This is a genomic window from Sphingobium sp. WR1 (assembly GCF_059693745.1).
This window is the reverse complement of sequence record NZ_JCATID010000015.1, coordinates 1-18,215: the sequence shown is the minus strand read 5'-3', so window position 1 is coordinate 18,215 and position 18,215 is coordinate 1. Positions and strand designations below refer to the sequence as shown.

Annotated in this window: 18 protein-coding genes; 11 read left to right on the top strand and 7 right to left on the bottom strand. The window is 61.7% G+C overall.

What is annotated here, in order from left to right:
* The first annotated feature begins 19 nt into the window (after positions 1 to 19).
* From AC58EF_RS16935 to AC58EF_RS16925, 3 genes are read left to right on the top strand one after another with little or no spacing between them, the layout of a single operon-like run.
* Positions 20 to 796 (top strand): SDR family NAD(P)-dependent oxidoreductase, encoded by a 777-nt coding sequence (locus tag AC58EF_RS16935; protein ID WP_009823710.1) that lies wholly within the window; start codon positions 20 to 22, stop codon positions 794 to 796.
* A complete protein-coding gene (locus tag AC58EF_RS16930) occupies positions 793 to 2,061 on the top strand; it encodes a hypothetical protein (RefSeq protein ID WP_062731367.1) in 1,269 nt (422 codons plus the stop codon). Before AC58EF_RS16935 ends, AC58EF_RS16930 begins: the two co-directional genes overlap by 4 nt.
* A complete protein-coding gene (locus AC58EF_RS16925; RefSeq protein WP_009823708.1) occupies positions 2,058 to 2,591 on the top strand; it encodes a VOC family protein in 534 nt (177 codons plus the stop codon). The genes AC58EF_RS16930 and AC58EF_RS16925 overlap by 4 nt, the downstream gene beginning before the upstream one ends.
* Positions 2,592 to 2,618: 27 nt before the next feature.
* Here AC58EF_RS16925 and AC58EF_RS16920 read toward each other — a convergent pair whose 3' ends face one another.
* Positions 2,619 to 3,248: a TetR/AcrR family transcriptional regulator gene (locus AC58EF_RS16920; RefSeq protein WP_497277546.1), complete on the bottom strand. Its 630-nt coding sequence runs from the start codon at positions 3,246 to 3,248 to the stop codon at positions 2,619 to 2,621.
* 70 nt (positions 3,249 to 3,318) lie between these two features.
* Positions 3,319 to 3,591 (bottom strand): PRC-barrel domain-containing protein, encoded by a 273-nt coding sequence (locus tag AC58EF_RS16915; protein WP_009823706.1) that lies wholly within the window; start codon positions 3,589 to 3,591, stop codon positions 3,319 to 3,321.
* A 143-nt stretch (positions 3,592 to 3,734) separates the two neighbouring features.
* Here AC58EF_RS16915 and AC58EF_RS16910 point away from each other — a divergent pair, with 143 nt between their 5' ends.
* From AC58EF_RS16910 to AC58EF_RS16900, 3 genes are all read left to right on the top strand, one after another.
* Positions 3,735 to 5,063 carry a spinster family MFS transporter gene (locus AC58EF_RS16910; RefSeq protein WP_009823705.1) on the top strand — a complete coding sequence of 443 codons (1,329 nt, stop codon included), beginning with the start codon at positions 3,735 to 3,737 and terminating at the stop codon, positions 5,061 to 5,063.
* A 128-nt stretch (positions 5,064 to 5,191) separates the two neighbouring features.
* Positions 5,192 to 6,043, top strand: a complete 852-nt coding sequence (locus AC58EF_RS16905; RefSeq protein WP_062731364.1) for an NAD(P)-dependent oxidoreductase — start codon at positions 5,192 to 5,194, stop codon at positions 6,041 to 6,043.
* Positions 6,040 to 6,432 carry a carboxymuconolactone decarboxylase family protein gene (locus AC58EF_RS16900; RefSeq protein WP_009823703.1) on the top strand — a complete coding sequence of 131 codons (393 nt, stop codon included), beginning with the start codon at positions 6,040 to 6,042 and terminating at the stop codon, positions 6,430 to 6,432. The genes AC58EF_RS16905 and AC58EF_RS16900 overlap by 4 nt, the downstream gene beginning before the upstream one ends.
* A 53-nt stretch (positions 6,433 to 6,485) precedes the next feature.
* Here AC58EF_RS16900 and AC58EF_RS16895 read toward each other — a convergent pair whose 3' ends face one another.
* The gene (locus tag AC58EF_RS16895; protein ID WP_497277545.1) at positions 6,486 to 7,775 is read right to left on the bottom strand and encodes an MFS transporter; all 1,290 of its coding nucleotides are present in this window, start codon (positions 7,773 to 7,775) and stop codon (positions 6,486 to 6,488) included.
* On the opposite strand from AC58EF_RS16895, the gene AC58EF_RS16890 reads away from it, so the two are divergent.
* From AC58EF_RS16890 to AC58EF_RS16880, 3 genes are all read left to right on the top strand, one after another.
* On the top strand, positions 7,774 to 8,886 hold the full coding sequence (locus AC58EF_RS16890; protein ID WP_497277544.1) for a helix-turn-helix domain-containing protein: 1,113 nt from the start codon (positions 7,774 to 7,776) through the stop codon (positions 8,884 to 8,886). The two genes, AC58EF_RS16895 and AC58EF_RS16890, sit on opposite strands and share 2 nt — an antisense overlap.
* A gap of 147 nt (positions 8,887 to 9,033) precedes the next feature.
* Positions 9,034 to 11,427, top strand: a complete 2,394-nt coding sequence (locus tag AC58EF_RS16885) for a TonB-dependent receptor (RefSeq protein WP_497277543.1) — start codon at positions 9,034 to 9,036, stop codon at positions 11,425 to 11,427.
* 76 nt (positions 11,428 to 11,503) lie between these two features.
* The gene (locus AC58EF_RS16880; protein WP_497277542.1) at positions 11,504 to 12,304 is read left to right on the top strand and encodes an SDR family NAD(P)-dependent oxidoreductase; all 801 of its coding nucleotides are present in this window, start codon (positions 11,504 to 11,506) and stop codon (positions 12,302 to 12,304) included.
* A gap of 36 nt (positions 12,305 to 12,340) precedes the next feature.
* Here AC58EF_RS16880 and AC58EF_RS16875 read toward each other — a convergent pair whose 3' ends face one another.
* Complete coding sequence (locus AC58EF_RS16875) at positions 12,341 to 12,706, bottom strand: hypothetical protein (protein ID WP_009823698.1); 366 nt, start codon at positions 12,704 to 12,706, stop codon at positions 12,341 to 12,343.
* A 119-nt stretch (positions 12,707 to 12,825) separates the two neighbouring features.
* On the opposite strand from AC58EF_RS16875, the gene AC58EF_RS16870 reads away from it, so the two are divergent.
* Entirely contained in the window at positions 12,826 to 14,046 is a 1,221-nt protein-coding gene (locus AC58EF_RS16870; RefSeq protein WP_497277541.1) for a cytochrome P450, read from the top strand.
* 99 nt (positions 14,047 to 14,145) lie between these two features.
* On the opposite strand, the gene AC58EF_RS16865 is transcribed toward AC58EF_RS16870, so the two are convergent.
* Positions 14,146 to 15,054, bottom strand: coding sequence for a helix-turn-helix domain-containing protein (locus AC58EF_RS16865; protein ID WP_497277540.1), 909 nt, complete (start codon positions 15,052 to 15,054; stop codon positions 14,146 to 14,148).
* A 383-nt stretch (positions 15,055 to 15,437) separates the two neighbouring features.
* Between AC58EF_RS16865 and AC58EF_RS16860 the strand changes: the two genes are divergently transcribed.
* Positions 15,438 to 16,046, top strand: coding sequence for a GNAT family N-acetyltransferase (locus AC58EF_RS16860; RefSeq protein WP_497277539.1), 609 nt, complete (start codon positions 15,438 to 15,440; stop codon positions 16,044 to 16,046).
* A 156-nt stretch (positions 16,047 to 16,202) separates the two neighbouring features.
* Here AC58EF_RS16860 and AC58EF_RS16855 read toward each other — a convergent pair whose 3' ends face one another.
* Positions 16,203 to 17,294 (bottom strand): TonB-dependent receptor domain-containing protein, encoded by a 1,092-nt coding sequence (locus AC58EF_RS16855; protein WP_497277538.1) that lies wholly within the window; start codon positions 17,292 to 17,294, stop codon positions 16,203 to 16,205.
* Between the two features lie 27 nt (positions 17,295 to 17,321).
* On the bottom strand, positions 17,322 to 18,215 hold an 894-nt coding region (locus tag AC58EF_RS16850), incomplete at its 5' end, for an IS256 family transposase (RefSeq protein WP_497277537.1).

Here is an 18,215-nt window from a genome sequence, read left to right as displayed (position 1 = left end):
ATCTTCTGGAGTATCCAGCATGAGTGTTCTCGACCGTTTCCGCCTCGACGGGCGCACGGCCATCCTGACCGGGGTCGGGCCGGGCGTCGGCGAACATGTCGCCAAGGCCTATGCCGAATTGGGCGCCAACGTGGTTCTCTCGGCCCGCTCGCAGGACCGGCTCGACCGGATTGCGGCAGAGATCAACGCTCGCGACGGCGGCCGGGCGATCGCCATCGCCGCCGACGCGGGCGAGAAGGGCGATCTTGAACGGCTGGTGGCGGGCGCGCGCGCCGCCTTCGGTCCCATCCATATCGTGTTCAACAATGCGGCGGCGGGCGTCGTCTATGCCGCAGATGGCGGGCTCTGGGCGAACACGGATGAAGTCTGGAAGACAGCGATGGACGTCAACGTCATGGCGACCTGGCGTCTGACCGAACTGACGGAGGCCGATATGAAGGCGCATGGCAAGGGCAGCATCATTTCGGTCCAGAGCTGCGGCGGCTTCACGCCGATCCCGCCCGCCGTCGCCTATGGCGTGTCGAAGGCGGCGCTGCTTTTCCTGGTGCGCGAGTTGGCTAAGACGCAGGCGCCGCACACCAGGATCAATTGCCTGTGCGTCGGATCGATGAGCCCGGACGGGCAAGAGGCCGCGATCCACAAAGGGCTGGGCCTTGCCGAGCGCAACGCGATCAAGCGTTTCGGCGCGGCGGACGAGGCGGTCGGCGCAGCGATCTTGCTGGCGGGGGATGGTTCCAGCTACACGACCGGCAGCACCATCTTCACCGAAGGCGGCCGGGTGGGGACCATTTCATGACCGCGAACCCTCTCTGGACCGACGATCAGGCAGCGGCGGAAAAGCTGGCGCTGCGCCTCATCGAACGGCCTGACATCCGTGCCGCGCGCGAAGAAGCGCGCCTCATGCTGCTCGCGGACCCGCTCGCAGGCGCGCTCGACGGACGGTTGGGGCTGGATCGGGCGCTTGATCAGTGGGTGCTGGGACTGGCCATGCGCGAAGCCAATGGCGATCCCGCCGATCCCAGGGTCGTGTGGAATATCAGCAATGCCCCGCGGCGCTGGTTCGGCCATATCTATCCGGGCGCGGCGGTGGCGATCGACAATCCCGACAATTTCAACCGCGAGATTCCAATCGACGGCGACGGGCGCTATGCCGTCGACATCCGCTTTTCCGCCGATCCACCGCAGTTCAGCATCGTGGCCGAGGTCGAACCGGCGCATCATGCGGGACTGGGACGCAATCTGGGCGCGCTGACGCTCCAGCAACTCAAGCCCTTCTGCGATGCCGACGGGCAGGTGACTGTGACGGTCGGCCCGCAGGAGGGCGGCGCGACTCATTTACGGACCGAGCCGGGCGCACGAATCCAGGTCTATACTCGCGACAGTCAGCGCGACTGGCGGCAGGTGCCGGCGCAGGTCAGCGTCCGTCGCCTCGATCCGCCAGCCGACATGCGTCCGCGCGACGAGGAGGAGATCGCCCGGACCGTCGTCGCCGACCTGCCAGCCTGGGTCGCCTTCTGGTCGGGGTTCAAGAATGATTTTCTCGGTCATCCCGAACCCAACCGGCTGATCGGACCCAATGGCCGCGACGGGGGCTGGGGCTATCTGGCTGGCGGGCGTTTCGCCCTTGGGGAAGGGCAGGGGTTGCTGGTGACGATCGATCCGGCGGGCAGCTATTATACCGGCATCCAGATTGCCGATCCGTGGACCATCTCCCCCGATCCGATGCTGCGCCTGGTCAGCCTCAACAGCGCTCAGGTCACGCCAGCGACCGATGGCATGATCAGCTATGTGGTGGCGGGCGTCGATCCAGGCATCGCCAACTGGATCGATACGGCAGGCCTTGAAGAAGGTTGGGTGCTTCTGCGCTGGCAGGGCGTACCCGACGGCGCCGATCCCGCCCGCTTCATCCGCGACGTGCGCGTCATCGATCTTGTGGCCATTGATCGCGACTTGGACGCAAGGGTGCCCCGGGTCGACATCGCCGCGCGGGGACAGCAGTTGCGGGACCGCGCGCGCCAGCATGGCCTGCGAACCCATGGCGCGAGCTGGGGAGATGCATGATGCAGCCCAAGGGCTCTATACTGGAATTGTGCCAGGTGGTGCGCGACATGGAGCTTGCCTTGGATCACTGGACGCGGGTCATGGGCGCGGGGCCGTTTTTCGTGTTCGACGTGCCCGTGCTGCCGGGCCAGATCTATCGCGGCGCGCCAACGCAGGTGGCGATGAAGGTCGCGTTCGGCTTTTCCGGCGGATTGCTGATCGAACTGCTCCAGCAGACCAATGACGGACCTTCGGTCTTCACCGAAATGCTCGACCGTTATGGTGAGGGCTATCATCATGTCATGCTGCGCATTCCCTATGACGACGGCGTGGCGCGGCTGTCCGGCGAGGGCTATGCCATGGCCTTCAGCGGCCGGATGCCGTCGGGCGAGCGTTTCGCGTTGTTCGATACCCGCGAAGGCAATGGCGGCTATGTCGAACTGATGGAGATTTCTACCGCAATGGAGGCATTGCTCGACCGGATGCACGCCGCTCATTGCGCGTGGGACGGGATCGATCGCCCCGTCCGGTCCATCGCCGACCTCGGCTGAATCTGGGGCTGAATCTGGGGCTGGAGCTCAGGCTGCTCCCGCGACGGTACGGATCGCGGTGAGCAGCATGTCGGTCGCGCGGGTGAGGGCGGCTTCCACGACATTGCGCTGCATCGCCAGCCGGTCGTCATTGTCATCCAGGCTTTCCGACACGACGACGTTCCCCAGCACGATGACGGAGAAGGTCACCAGCATCTCGTCGCTTTGCTGTTGCGTCAGCCCGGCCTCGGCCAGCGCCTCGAATATGGCGCGGCGGATCGTCAGCGCATTGGGCTGCTCCAGCCGGTTCGCGCTGCGTGACAGGATGAAGGCGGCGGAGCCCGGAAAATCCCGATAGGCCATGTGCACCGCACGGGCGATGCTGCGCAGGCGGCTTTCCCAGTCGGGCGCCGACAGGTCAGGCATCCGGCCGCGCAATATCTCGTCTGTCAGCAGGGCGAGCATCGCCTCCTTGTCGCGGACATGATGGTAGAGCAGGCGCGGGGACACACCCAGCCGCTGCGCGACAGGTCGGATGTTGAGCGCCTCGATCCCGTCGGACCGCGCCATATCCAGCAGCGTTGCGATCAGCCGCGCGCGGTCAAGCGCGGGGCCTTCGGATCGTGGTGGCCGACCCCGCCGTGAAGTCCGTGCAGGCTGTTGCTGGTTTGCGCTCATGCCTCCGCTTTAAGCGGAGGCGCGTCTTGGGTCCATGCCCCGCGGCCCGTCAAGACCGCAGGGAAAGGAGTCACAGCTTCTTCAGCTCGGCATTCGACAGGCTGGTCGTCACGCCCTTCTCGCCTGCGGTCAATGTGGTGGCGGGGATCGAGATGAACTTGCCACGATAGATGACGCGAACGGCGGATACGGCGCCGTCGGCAGCCGTCAGCACGCGATCCACCTTGCCGATTTTGGTGCCGTCGGCGGAGTAGATCGCCTCGTTGCGATTCACCGCAGGCGCTTGGGCAAATGCAGGGGCGGTCAGGCCCAGAGCGGCCAGCGCAATGATGATCGTCTTCATATGCTGAAACTCCCTTATCGAAGATGGCGATCTGTTGGCGCAGTACCACTATAGTTTCAAGAGAAAACCGATACATATCGAAAAGAATCTGTTCTATCTGTCCCACATGTAGAATGAAAGCCGCCAGATGCGGGGGAGAGAGAATGAAGGACGCAGGCGGGTTTCGGCCGCACGACAGATGGTTCCTGCTGCTGCTGGGCGCGATCTACATGTTCAATTTCATCGATCGCACGATCATCGCCGTGGTCGGCGAATCGATTCGCCACGACCTGCGCCTGAGCGATCTTCAGCTTGGCATGCTGGGTGGGCTGGCCTTCTCCATCTTCTATGCCGTGCTCGGCATCCCGCTGGCGCGGCTGGCCGAACGCTACAGCCGGGTTCGGATCATTGCCGTGGTGACCATGCTCTGGTCGCTGATGACCGCGTTGTCCGGCGCGGCGGGGAGCTATGTCCAGCTGCTGCTCTGCCGCATGGGCGTCGGCATAGGCGAAGCGGGCTTCACGCCAGCGCTCGTTTCCATGATTTCCGACCGGTTCGATGCCGGGCGCCGCGCGGTCGTCTTTTCGCTGATCGCGATAGGCGTACCACTGGGCGGCGCCGTCGCCGCGATCGCGGGCGGCGCAGTGGCGCAGGCGTTCGGCTGGCGGCTTGCGCTCGTGGCGGTTGGTGCGCCCGGCCTGCTGCTGGCGCTGCTACTGGTTGCGACCATTCCCGAACCTGAACGGAAGGATGCCGGGCAGAGTGCGGATACGCCCCCCTTCGCCATGGTGCTTCGGCGGCTCGCCCGTTCGCCTGCCTTCCTGCACCTGACCTTTGGCAGCGGCTTCGTCGGGCTGGTGGGGTTCGGCACCAATCTGTTCCTAATCCCCTTGCTGGTTCGCCGGTTCGATCTCCCGCTGGCGCATGCGGGCCTCGTGTTCGCGCTGTCGTTCAGTTTGGCGACGATGGTCGGACAGGTCAGTGGCGGCTATCTGATCGGACGGCTTATCCAGCGGGACATACGCTGGGGCGGGTGGGCGCCTGCCATCGCGGTGGGGCTGGCCCTGCCCTTCTATCTGCTGGCGATCCATCAATCGGACTGGCGGTTGCTGGTCGCCTTTCTCTTTGTCGCCACCACCCTGCTTTACGCCTTCACGCCTGCGATCATGACCATCACCCAATCGCTGGTCGAACCGCGCATGCGGGCGTCGGCTGCGGCGCTTCATGCCTTCGGCCAGACCGTCGCCGGGCTGGGGTTGGGATCGGTGGTGTTGGGCTATCTCAGCGATCGCCTCGCTGTCTTTCTCTATAAGGGCAATTATGCCGCCGACTGCCTCGTTTCGGGCAAGGCATCGCTGCCACCCGCCTGTCTCTCGGCATCGGCAAGCGGCCTGCAACTGAGTATGCAATTGTCGGCATCCGTGCTCCTGATCGCGGTTCTCCATTATTGCCTGGCCGCAAAAAATCTGCCGCTGGAAACAAATGCGTCGTGAAAGACGGTAAATCTGTCGAGGTTCGGCCACGCAGCAGTTGACGGGATGACGGCGCATCCCCGGCTATGCCACCCTTGCGGTCTGGATATGACAGGACCGCGAACCAAGCGGCGGAAAGGATCGTGAGGATGGAAGAAAGAGCAGGCGTTATCGGCTTGGGGCAGATCGGCGCGGGCGTCGCCATATGCCTTGCGCGGACGCAGCAGTTGGCTGCGGTTTACGACATTCGCGCGGACGCTGCCGACATGCTGGAAGGCGTGCCGTCCGTCGTCGCCAGTCCAGCGGAACTGGCCGCGCAGTCCGATGTCGTAATCATCGCCGTCGTCAACGCAAAGCAGACGATTGATGTGCTGTCAGGCCCCGACGGCGTGCTGTCGCGCGCGCGACCGGGCATGATCGTGGTGCTGGTCGCGACCGTCTCGATCGAGGATCTGGACGCCATTCGCGCCCTGACCGACGCGGCAGGCGTGGAACTGGTCGATTGCGGCGTGACGGGCGGCCCTAAATCCCGCGAGCATGGCCTCGTTTGCCTCGTCGGCGGTACGGATGAAACAATCGCAAAGGTGCGTCCGGTGCTGGACGGCTTTGCCAAGCTGGTGGCGCATATGGGTGGCCCCGGCGCGGGCATGGCCGCGAAGATCGCCCGCAACGTCATCGTCTTCGGCTGCCTTCGCGCCGGTTATGAAGCGTCCGTCCTGTGTCGCAATGCCGGTGTGGATATCCGCCAGCTCGCGGAAGTGATCGACGCCAGTTCGGACAGCGTCGGCGGACCGTTGATGTTGGCGGTGCGCGACGATCCGTCGTCCAGCGAGCAGGAAGCGGCAGTGCGCGAATATACCCGCAGCCTGATGGTCAAGGATCTGGATGCCGCCATCGATCTGGCGCGCAGCTACGGCATCGCGCTGCCCTTGGTCGAATTGACGCGCCGAACCGATCAGACGGTCGTGGGCTTGGAAAATGTAATGGGAGAAAAGGCATGAGCATCGACGAAGCGCAGTGGCAGAAGGGGCTGGAAGTCTTCGACAAGGTCTACGGACCGGGATCGTCGGAAATGACGCTCCCGTATCGGGAATCGTCCTTCAACCAAGAAATCGTCGGTAATCAGTTCGCCAATCTGTGGGCGAGCGACATTTTCTCGATGCGAGAGAAGCGCTTGCTGGTGCTGGGCGCCACGGCCATGCTGGGCCGCGCCGATCTGGTCGAGATCCAGATGAACGGCGCCCTCATCAACGAAGAATTCACCGATGAGGAGCTGGATTTCCTGCCGCTCTTCGTGCTCTTCTATGCCGGGGCGGGCAATACGACCACCGTATTCCGGGGGATCGAAGCCGCCAAGGCACGGCGCAAGGAACGCAACGCCGCGAAGTGATGGGACGTGCAGGATGAAGGGCGGCCTGGTTGAAAGATCAGGCCGCCCTTTTCTTATGCTTCGCCGCTAGCCTTGGCGCGGCGGATCGCGCGCGACGCCAGCAGCAGCATTATGCCCCCGGCGAATGTGAACAGCATGGCGGTGCCGATTCCCCAGGCGACACCGGCCGTTCCCCCGACAAAGTCGCTGACCGCGCCGATCAGATAGGTGCCCGCGCCCACGCCGATCAGGTTCGCGCCCAACTGCACCAGCGATACCGCAAGGCCCCGCAGGCGCGGTCCGGCGATTGTCACGATGACGGCGTAGATCGGACCATTATAGGACGCGCTGAGGAAGCCGCAGGCCATCAGCAGCGCCAGCATTAGATCGACGTCGTGGAACAGGACCGTACCGACCCCGGTCACGGCCGTCAGCAAGGGTATCACCGCGCCGAACAGGGATGTCCTTGCCGGATCGAAGCCACCCCGCCGCCGATTGACGCGGTCGATCACCCAGCCCGCGAGGAATCCGCCCAGCGAACCGAGGCCGCCATAGGCGATGGCGATGAGGATGCCCGCCTTCGCAATGGGCATGCCGTGGACCCGGATCAGGAAAGTGGTGAGCCATGTGCTCATGCCGTAGATGCCCGCCGCGATCAGGACGATGGCAAAGATGCAGTACAGCAGTCCCGGCCGCGCCGCGAGCAGGCGGATGCGTTGCACCAGCCTCAGCGTTTCCTCCTGCTGCGGGGCCGGCCCGTCATGTGCCCCGCGCACGGGTTCCCTGACCGTGAGCAGCAGCAGCGGCGCCAGCACCAGTCCCGGCACGCCGGCGGCCACAAACGCCCAGCGCCATCCGGCGCTCTGCACGATTGCGCCGCCCACGATGAAGGCGATGGCGAGCCCGATTCCCGAACTCAGATACCAGATGCCGATGGCGGTTGCGCGCCGGTCTTCGCCGAAATAATCGCTCAGCAGCGACATGCCGGTCGGCGATCCCCCCGCTTCGGCGGTCCCTACCGCGGCCCGGCCGATGAGCAACGTCCAGAATCCTGTCGCGAGGCTGCACAAGGCGGTCGCGCCGCTCCACAATGTCAGCGCCGCGGTCATCAGGTTGCGCCGGTTCCAGCTATCCACGGCCACGCCGAAGGGCAGGGCGGCGAGCGCGAAGAATATGCCATAGGCGAAACCCGCCAATATCCCCAACTGTCCGTCGGAGAGCGCAAATTCATGTCCGACCGGCGCCAACACCAGCCCGATGATGGCGCGGTCTATGCCATGGCAGGTCTGTGCCAGCGTCAATATGCCCAGTACATACCAGGGATAATGGCTGGCGGCGGCAGGTTTGTCCGATGGCGCTCTCATGGCGTCCGCTGCTGCAAGAGCGGTGCGATGGACATTGAGCGCCTCCTGTTTGAACATAGAAACGGGGGCACGACAAATATATCGCCCATGCTCCCATGCCGCGCCTCGATCGGGCACGCGCCATGGATGTGCCTGTAGGCGGGGTCTTGACCACCTATCCGAAGATAGAGGTAAAAAGCGGGTGGCGCGCCTATCTGGCTCGCAGACAAAATATAAAATGGCAGAGGTAGAGATGTTTCGTCCGGAGAGCGATTGGACCGGCCAAGGAAGGCTCGGCGTCCAGAATTTCTACATCGAAGCGGCGGCCACCGTTCGCGACGCACATGTGGACGTGCGGCATTTCGACTGGGTCCAGCCCAGCAGCGGCGTTTTCAGTCCCGAGAAACACTATCTCGACTATTCGCTCGATGGTCAGCCGCGGCGCAGCATGGTCAGCATGGGCCGCCCGGACCGGCGCGCCGCGTCGGGGGACATCCTCTACATGCCGCCGCATCGCCAATATTTCGGCGAGCCTGCGCTCCAGGAGCGCCATCTCGTCTGCGTGGCGCTCGGAGACGAATTTTTGGAGGAGTTGTTCGACGGAGAGCAGCCGCTGAACAAGGTGGAGCCTTGCGCCGACGTCCAGAATATTTCCATGCGCCGGCTCTTTGCGGGACTGGCTGCGGAACTGCGGACGCCCGGATTTGCCAGCCAGACGCTCGTCGAATCGATGCTGATGGGTCTTGCGGTCGAACTCACCCGGCACATGGGCCCTTGCGAACGGCGCGGCCTGCACTCGCGCAGCACGCGACAGGTCCAGAACATCATTGATTATGTGATGGAGAATCTCTCCGCGCCGCTCGGCGTCGCCGATATCGCACGCGACTGCAACATGAGCGTGCGGCACGTCGCACGCGTCTTCAAGGAGGGAACGGGCTGCAGCCTGGGTGAATTCGTCGCGCGCAGCCGGATCGCCCTGGCAAAGGAATTGCTACGCAGCGACAACTCCCGCATAAAGGAAATCAGCTGGCGATGTGGCTTCAACAGCACGTCCGCCTTCTCCGCCGCCTTCCGATCAGCGACCGGCCAGACGCCGAAGGATTTCCGTTGCCATCCGACGCAGATCCACTGACCGCGGCAGCAGGAAACTGTCGGTGAGCGGCCAAATTCTATCGCCGCGCAGTCAATCCGGGCTCGGCCACTATGGCGCAAATCGGCTCCAAGCTAAACATATTCCATACGTCAAATCGACATATGATTAAATCTAGGGGAGGAAGACATGGATAAGGCCGTCACCATGGGCGCGATCGGCATGGGCGCGCTCGTCGTCGCTCTGGCGCAGCCCGCTTTTGCGCAGCAGGCGCAATCGGGTGCAAGCGAAGGCATTCAGGATATTGTCGTCACTGCGCGCCGCACTGAAGAAAGTCTTCAGACGACCCCGATCGCTGTCACGGCGCTCACGCCCGAAGCATTGGCGACGGCCAAGGTGGAAAATGTCGTCGATCTTCAGCGCACCGCGCCGGGCCTGGTCATCGGCCGCGGTTCGGCGGGGGGCGACGGCATCGTCTTCGTGGCCATTCGTGGCCAGGGCAATCTCCAGCCGATCCTTGCCAACGATCCGGCCGTGGCCACCTATATTGACGGGATATATATCCCTCGTCCCTCGACGGGCATGACCGATATTCAGGACGTTCAGCGGCTGGAGGTTCTGCGCGGGCCGCAGGGTACGCTCTTTGGTCGCAACACGACCGGCGGCGCGATCAACATCGTCACCAACGATCCGAACGACGAGCTCAGCGGCACCTTCAAGGCGGAGTTTGGCAATTACAGCACGTTGGGTGCGCAGGCCAATATCAATGTACCGCTCGCAGAGGGGCTCGCGATCCGCCTGAGCGGCGCGATCAACGAGCGGGACGGCTATGGCGACAATCTCGCCACCAATCGCGACTTTTCCGATAACAACAGCAAATTCTTACGCGGCAAGCTCAAATATGAAGGCAATGGCTGGGACCTGACGCTTTCGGCCGACTGGAACCGCCAGTCCAACCATGGTCAGCAGATCGCGCTCTGGGCCTTCAATCCGGCGATCGTCCCCGCCGCCTTCCAGCCGGGCCTCACGGCCGGTCTGCTGACCAAGGATCATTGGTGGGGCAACACCGCGACCGGGACATCGACCCCGGCCACGATCGGTGCGCTGGCCCCGGAAGCGCAGGCTCTCTACGGTGTGAAGCCATTCAATACGCTGGAAGTATATGGGTTTTCCGGTACGCTCAACGTCGAACTGGGTGGCCTGAACTTCAAGTCGATCACGGGCTATCGCCATTCGATGAACTATGGCCAGAATGATACGGACGGTACGGCCGTCCCGTTGCTGGCGACTTTTGCAGGGTCTGGATCCTATTATATTTCTCAGGAATTCCAGCTTTCCGGCAATATTACCGATAGCCTCAGCTTCATCACGGGCGCTTATGCCGGCAAGGAAAGCGGCTATGAATTCAGCCGCTCGCAGATTTTTGGCGGACTCATCCGCGATTCCAACGCCGACGTCACCAACAAGACCTTCGGTTTGTTCGCGCAGGCCTATTATGAACTGACCCCGAAGCTGCGTGCGGTCGGCGGCTTCCGTTATACATGGGACACCCGCGACAGCGTGCTGCATAATGCGCAGGTATATGGTTTGCCCTATAACGTCGCCGTGGCGGGTACGCCGACTGGCATCAACTGCACCGTGACGCCAACCAGCCCCGTGACGGCGACCACCTGCAATCAGGAGCAGAATGCCAAATTCAACTATCCGGCCTGGAACCTGGGCATCGACTGGCAGGCAAGCGACAATATCTTCCTCTATGCTGCGACCCGCGGCGCGGCGAAGGCCGGCGGCTGGAACCTGCGTGCAGGCGGCCTGCCTGCCTTCTCTCCTGAAAAGGTCAAGGATGTGGAGGCCGGTCTGAAGGTCGATCTCTTCGACCGACGCCTGCGCTTCAACTCGGCGGTCTTCCATACCTGGAAGGATGACAATCAGGCGATCGTCAACAGCTTCGTGACCGGTATCGGTGTTACCCAATATATCCAGAACAACGGCAAGGTCCGCATCTGGGGCATAGAAAATGAAATCACCGCCGTGCCATGGGAAGGCATGACGCTCAGCGTCAACGGCTCGCTGCAGGATGGCAAATATGCGAAGGGCAGCTTCAGCGAAATCCAGGTGGTGGCCGGCAGCGGCTGCACCAACAGCGCCGGGGTCGCCAACGGCTGCGTCGTCGATCTGAGCGGCTTGCCGCTGCTGCAATTGCCCAAGAAGCAGCTTAACGTCAGCGCCACGCAGAAGATTCCTGTCGGCGGCGGCACGCTCGCCGTCACTGGCGCCTATTCCTATGTCGGGGGTCAGCATTTCGATGCGGTCCGGGCGGCGGATCAGGCGTCGGCGGCGACAAAGGCGGCCTACGAGACGGAAAACCGCCTCGGCTTCGTACCTGGCTATGGCATTTTCAACGGGCGTATCGCGTTCCAGCTTGAAAATCCCAATGTCGAAGTGGCGGTCTATGGCCGCAACATCACGAACAAGAAATATCTGCTGCGCCGCTTCCCCGATCTCTATCGGACATTGGGAATTGCAGCCGCCTATGTTGGCCAGCCGGCTACCTATGGCGTTGAAACAACGTTTAAATTCTGATCGATAAGCGGCTGGCGGGACAATCTGCAATCGATGCAGCTTTCTTTCGCCAGCCATCACCGGGGACGGGCGCATGATGACGAGGTTGGTAGACAGGGTAGGGATCGTCACGGGCGGCGGCGGCGGTATCGGTACCGCGGTCGCCCGACGTCTGGTCGCGGAGGGCGCGCGCGTCGTGATCGCCGACCTGTTCGAGGCTGCCGCCGTTCGCGCGGCGGAACCGCTGGGCGACAAGGCACTGCCGGTCCAGTTCGATGCCGCCGATCCGCGATCGGTAAAGGCGATGGTCGATCGCACTGTAGACCATTTCGGCAGGCTGGACATATTGCACAACAACGCGGCAATGACCGATCCGGACAAAAGCCCGCAGGATACCACAGCCGTCGATATCCCGATCGGCATCTGGCGCGAAATTCTCGACGTCAATCTCACCGGCTATCTGCTCGGATGCAAATATGCCATCCCGCATATGGTCGCGGGCGGCGGCGGTTCGATCATCAACACCGCATCCAATTCGGGCAGTGCGGGAGATCTGGCGCGCATCGCCTATGGTTCGTCGAAGGCAGCGATCATCGGGCTCACCAAATATGTGGCGACCCAGCATGGACGGCAGAATATCCGCTGCAACAGCATCGCGCCGGGTGTCGTGCTGACCGAAGCCCTCGAAAAGACCGTGCCGGGGCTGAAGGAAATCATCCATCGGCACATATTGACGCCGGAATTCGGAACGCCGGATGATATCGCGGCGCTGGTCGCGTTCCTGGCTTCGGACGAAGCGCGCTACATCACGGGCGAGAATATCTCGATTTCGGGCGGCGGCCTCGTCCACCAACCCCATTATGCCGACCTGCTGGCCTTCATGCAGGCGAAGGACTGAGCCGTGTCCAGCGCCTGCACGTCGGAACATGGAAGGTTAATGACCGGTTCGATGAAAATAGCGGATCGTCAGCCGGCCATCGGCGACCTTGTAGGTTTCGAGGCTGGGCAGAGTGACAATGCCATCTTTGGTTTGCAGGCGGTTGGCAACATAGGCGGCGCCCTCGGCGCCGTTGACGATCACTTCGAGCGGTTCCGTCGTGCATTTTCCGCCATATTCCGCCCACATGTCGGCCATCGCGGCGTCGCCGTCCACGGCGGGCGATCCGACATATTCGATCGTAAACCCCTCTGGCCCCAACGCCCGGAAAAGGCGATCGAGTTCGTCGCGCTTCCCTTCGTTCCACAGCCGGTAATTGTCCCGGATCGCCTGTTCCAGATCCAGCACGTCTGCCTCACTCATGTGCATCGCCTCCTGTCATTGCGGATCGTCCGCATGCTCACCAGTCTCAGACGGACGCCCACGATCGCACCTGTCTTTGGCAGGGGTGGAATTTATCTCTTTTTGCTTCGGAGACTATGATGACCCAAGTCGCACAACAGCCCCTGCCGGATCACGTGCCGCCCGAACTGGCGATGGCGCTGCCGCTCTTTTCGCGGACGGTGATCTATGACAACCCACAGGAAGTGCTGATCCCCGCGATGCATGCGGAGCTGCCGCCGATCACCTATGTCACCAACATCTTCCCGGGCGATCAACCTGGCTGGCTGCTCAAAAATGCCGAGGATGTACAGGCGATGCTGCGCGATGCCGACAATTTCACCAAGAATGGCATGGGCAAATGGGCGCAGAATATCGGCGAGAACTGGCTGGTCATTCCGACCGAGGCCGACCCGCCAATCCACACCGGCTATCGCAAGGCGCTGAACAGTCATTTCGCACCCCAGAAGATGTTCGCGATGAAGGAACAGGTGCGCGAGCGAGCGCAGGCCTTGATCGATGCCTTCAAGGATCGCGGACAATGCGATTTCATCGATGAGTTTTCGGAAAAATTCCCGATCTTCATCGTCCTCGATCTGCTGGGCCTTCCGCAGGAAAGAATGACGCAATTCCTTAAATGGGAAAAGGAAATGCTCCATTCCAACGACTGGCAAGTGCGCGGTAACGCCGTACGCTGCGTGAAGAATTATCTGCTGGAAGAGATTGAGGCACGTCGCCAGCAGCCGCGCGACGACTATATCAGCAAGGTGCTGACCTTCGAGGTCGATGGCCGTTTGTGGAATGATGACGAGGTGTTCGGCCATTGCTTCAATCTATACATTGGTGGCCTCGACACGGTTACGTCCCTGCTCGGCAACATCTTCAACTATCTGGCGTCGCATCCGGACAAACAGAACGAGCTGCGCGCTGATCCATCGCTGATCGTCCTGGCAGTCGAAGAATTCCTGCGCGCCTTCGCGCCGGTTACGGCCTTCCGTATCGCAACCAAGGTCATCGAGATTCATGGGCAGAAAATAATGCCCGGCGATTATGTGGCGTTTAGTTCCCCCGTGGTGGGACGCGACCCGGCTTTCTATGAAGATCCCCAAGCGATCCGCTTCGATCGCAAGGCGCCGCACATGTCGCTGGGCAGTGGCATCCACAAATGCCTGGGGATGCACCTGGCACGGCTGGAACTGCAGATCGCGGTCGAGGAATTCGTCAAGGCCATACCGGAATTCCGGATCAAGGACGGTTTCCGGGTGCCATATTATGTGGGCAATATCCTGCATGTGCCGGACCTCCACCTGCAATGGGGCTGAATATTCCCAAGGCTCTCACGCTCACCGATATGGGGAGTGAGCGCCTGAAACGGGAATCTGGAGCGGGGTCGATGGCGTCGGCCCCTGCTCTGGTGCGGTCTAGCTGTATAGTATATCCTTCCGGAATGCCCCTGGGCTGAGGCCTGTCGCCTTCCGGAAGGCGGCACTGAAGGCTGCAGCGCTTTGGAAGCCGCAATTGCCCGCGATGACCTTGATGAGAGCGCCATCCTGCATCAATTCCCGTTTGGCCCGCGCAATCCGCGCATCGGCAATGTAGCTGCCGAGCGTCTTTCCGACCGTGTTCTTGAAGATCCGCGCCAGATGCCGTGAGCTGACACCGCATTCTATCGCAAGGTCGACGACCGACAATGGTCCCGCCAGTTCCGCCTCGATCCGTTCCTGAAGACGGCGCAGGCGCCAGTCCGCCATGCGTTGATCGGTTTCAACATCGGATTTGTGTGGAATTTGAAGGTGTCGACAGAGGTCGATGACCAGTGACAACGCAATGGTCTCGACCATGATGGCGGGAGCGAAGCCGGGATGGCGCACCTCGTGTGCAAGCCGGGACATACCGTTCAGTATCCACGGTGCCTTCACATCGAAACAGGGGGGCAATGAGGAAGGTAGCGTGTCATTCTCGAAGAGTTGATCTGCTGCGTGGCTTTCAAACGTCAAACAGAAAATGCGATATTCGCTGGGTTCGCAGCGCGCCGCAAATTGGCTCCCCTTGGGCAGATAGGACACCTCGCCAAAGGGCGGCGCATGACGACGGCCGTCGGGGAACAGGCGTGAGCCGCGCGCGCGTGGGCCAAGCGAATAGTTGAGATAGTGACTGTTCGGCTCGAATATGGCGTCACAACTGCGATCCCAGGCAAAATGTCGGATGTGGGCCCGAATGCCGTTGGCAATGATGCTGTCCTCGACGTGGAAATAGGCGGTTGTGAGCGGTTGGCATGGGAGAATGGTGCCAGTCGGCTGAATCTTGGATCGTTCGCTCGCCATCGCCATTGGGTCCGCTCCCCCTTTTCAAAGCCTACTGTCGACCCTTTTTATAAGCGATGTTATGGGGCCTCATCCAAAACAGGTCGATGCTCAATCNGCATGATCAACCCGGCTCTAGCCGGAGATCGCCATGGCTACGCCGGCGAACCTACACCACCCCGTGGGACACGACCCCGATCGCGCTCGCAACGCACCCCCGAAGCCACGCCAACGCGCCTGTGAAGCGCCCGCGACGCGCCGGTCGGGCCACGCCGACGCGCCAGTGACGCGGCTTGTGGGTCACAGGTGCGCGGTGGGAAGGGATGCGGGGAGCGGCGCATCCGACAGGACAGACCAGAGATTATCCTACATTGATAGCGTTTTTGGCGACTAGGGGGAAAGGTAGCGGGATGCCGGGTCAAGCCCGGCACGACGAGAGCGGATGGCCGGAAGCGATCAGAGCCGGTCATTTAACCGACATTTCGCTGCGCTCTGAAGCGGACACTGGCGAAAAACACCTGATTGTCGAGCACGAAAGAAATCTGGCAGGCGGAATGCGGCTTCGTTACGTCAAGGGCATGGAAGTCAGATTAGCCCAGCCCGACGAATACGAAACTATCGCTGCCATTTGGTATGAAAGTGCTAGTCAGATGGACGGAGGCGCACCGGCCCTCGATGACCCAAGCACTTTGCCCGATCGGATTATCAGAAGCATCGAAAATGGCTGGTGCCTGAATGTTGCCGTGGTTGACGGTCATATCGTTGGGCTACTTGCCACCATTCCCAACGACCGCATTCTCGATCAGCTTTTCGTCGCGCCAGAGGCTCAACGCCAAGGCATTGGCGCAGCGCTGCTTGATTTGGCTAAACAACAGCTTGCGGCGGGCTTCACACTTCGGACTCCCGTTACCAATGAAGCAGCGCACCGCTTCTATGAGCGTCACGGTCTGCGCGTCATACAGGATACAGCGCACCCAATCACCGGAGCGCCAGTTCGGTATTTCGGATGGCAGCAATAGCAACATCCCTGTCGGCAATCACATGATTGCCGAGCATCCTTCAAGCAATTCTGTGGGAATTATGATGTAGCCAGCATTGGTCGNACGGATAAGACTTGCGATGAAGTGCCATCCAGGCCTTTGAATCCATTCGGACTCACAAGTCCATAACAGCCTCTAGCTTTTCGGCCCGAAACGAAAGGTGGCGCCGATGCCCCATGTGAAGGGATCGCCGATATAGTCGATCGCCGTGCCCAGTGTCGGCAACTGATCGGCGAATGCGCGGGTCACATATTTCTTGCCGCCGATGTTGCGGCCGAATACCGACAACTCAAGATTGGGATCTTCGATCTGCAGCGCGATACGCCCATTAAAGAGCCCGTATCCCGAAATGGTGTTGATCCGGTTGGCGATGGCGACCGCATCACGATAAGCCTGCGGACGACGCGGATCGGCGGTGAACAGACCGAAATTCTGTCGACCGATATAGGCGTAGTTCACGTGGATCGAGAGTTCCCCGACCGAAGTGGCGAGTTTCTGGGTCACCGAGATGCCGAACTGCTTTTTGGGCATCTGCGGCAGAGCCTCGCCGCTGCGGACGACCGAACAGCGGACTGAACCCGCAGCGGTGCCAGCGACGCAATCGGACACATTGGCGCCGGCGACGGGGACGAACTGCTGCTGCTCAACGAAGGTACCGGTGGCATATTTGCCGTCGAGCAAGGCAAGATTGCCGGAGACCAGCATTCCTCCCCAAGGAACAGCGCTTATTTCGAACTCGCCGCCATAGACACGCGCGTCACCCGAGTTGCGGAGGAATTGCGTGGTTGTACAAGCGAGCGCGCCCGGTGGAGTGGTGCAGTCGGAAGCATTGCGCTGCACCTCAGACTGCCAGGAATGGAAAGCCGCGGCATTGATACGCAAACGGTTATCCGATGTACTGAACTTGACGCCGAGTTCAACGTCCCTGACCTTCTCCGGCTTGAACGGCGGCGTCGCGGCCGAACCATTACGCATGTTGAAGCCGCCGGCCTTCGATGCGGCGCTCGTTTTCACATAAGCAAACAGGCCGTCGGTGATCTCCACATCGATGCCTGCCGTCCAGGCGGGATAATCATATTTGACCGAACGCGGTAGGCTGCAAGGCGCAATGAAATCCGGATTTGAGAGCAGTTCAGGCGCGCAGCTATTAGCGGCCAGATTCGTTCTGTTCAGCAGAAACAACCGGTCGTGTCCCACGGGGTGGTGTAGGTTCGCCGGCGTAGCCATGGCGATCTCCGGCTAGAGCCGGGTTGATCATGCTGTCATAGACGGCAGCGTGACGAGCGGATCATCGCCGATTTGGGCGACGCTTTCCAGTGTCATGTAGCGGGCGCGCTGGACGGCCCATTCATCATTTTGTTCCAGCAGGATAGCGCCAAGGAGACGAGTGATAGCGTCCTCGTTGGGAAAGATGCCGACCACTTCTGTCCGCCGCTTGATTTCGCCGTTGAGGCGTTCAAGTGGATTTGTCGAGTGCAACTTCGTGCGATGCTGGGGCGGGAAGGACATGTAGGCCAGCACGTCCTGCTCCGCGTCATCCATCAGCTTGGCCAGCTTTGGCACCGCAGGCCGGAGCTGGTCAGCCACCTTGCGCCACTGGATCGAGGCAGCCTCAGCGGTTTCCTGGGCGTAAGCGGTGGCGATCAGCGCGGAGACGACCCGGTTCCGGCTCCGCCCGGCATGGGCAATGGCATTGCGGGCGAAATGTACGCGGCAGCGCTGCCAGGTAGCATTGAAGACGCGGGACACGGCCGCCTTGATGCCCTCATGGGCGTCGGAGATGACAAGCTTCACGCCACGCAGGCCTCGCCGCGCCAGATTGCGCAGGAAGTCGGTCCAGAAGGTTTCGGCCTCCGATGCGCCGATCGCCATGCCCAGCACCTCACGGCGGCCGTCGCTGTTGACGCCGACAGCGATGGTGACCGCTACCGAGACGATCCGTCCCGCCTGCCGCACCTTGATGTAGGTGGCATCGACCCAAAGATAGGGCCAATCGCCTTCGATCGGGCGATCGAGGAACGCTTTCACGCGTCCGTCGATTTCCTGGCACAGCCGGCTCACCTGACTTTTGGAGATGCCGCTCATCCCCATGGCTTTGACCAGATCATCGACGGAGCGGGTCGAGATGCCCTGGATGTACGCCTCCTG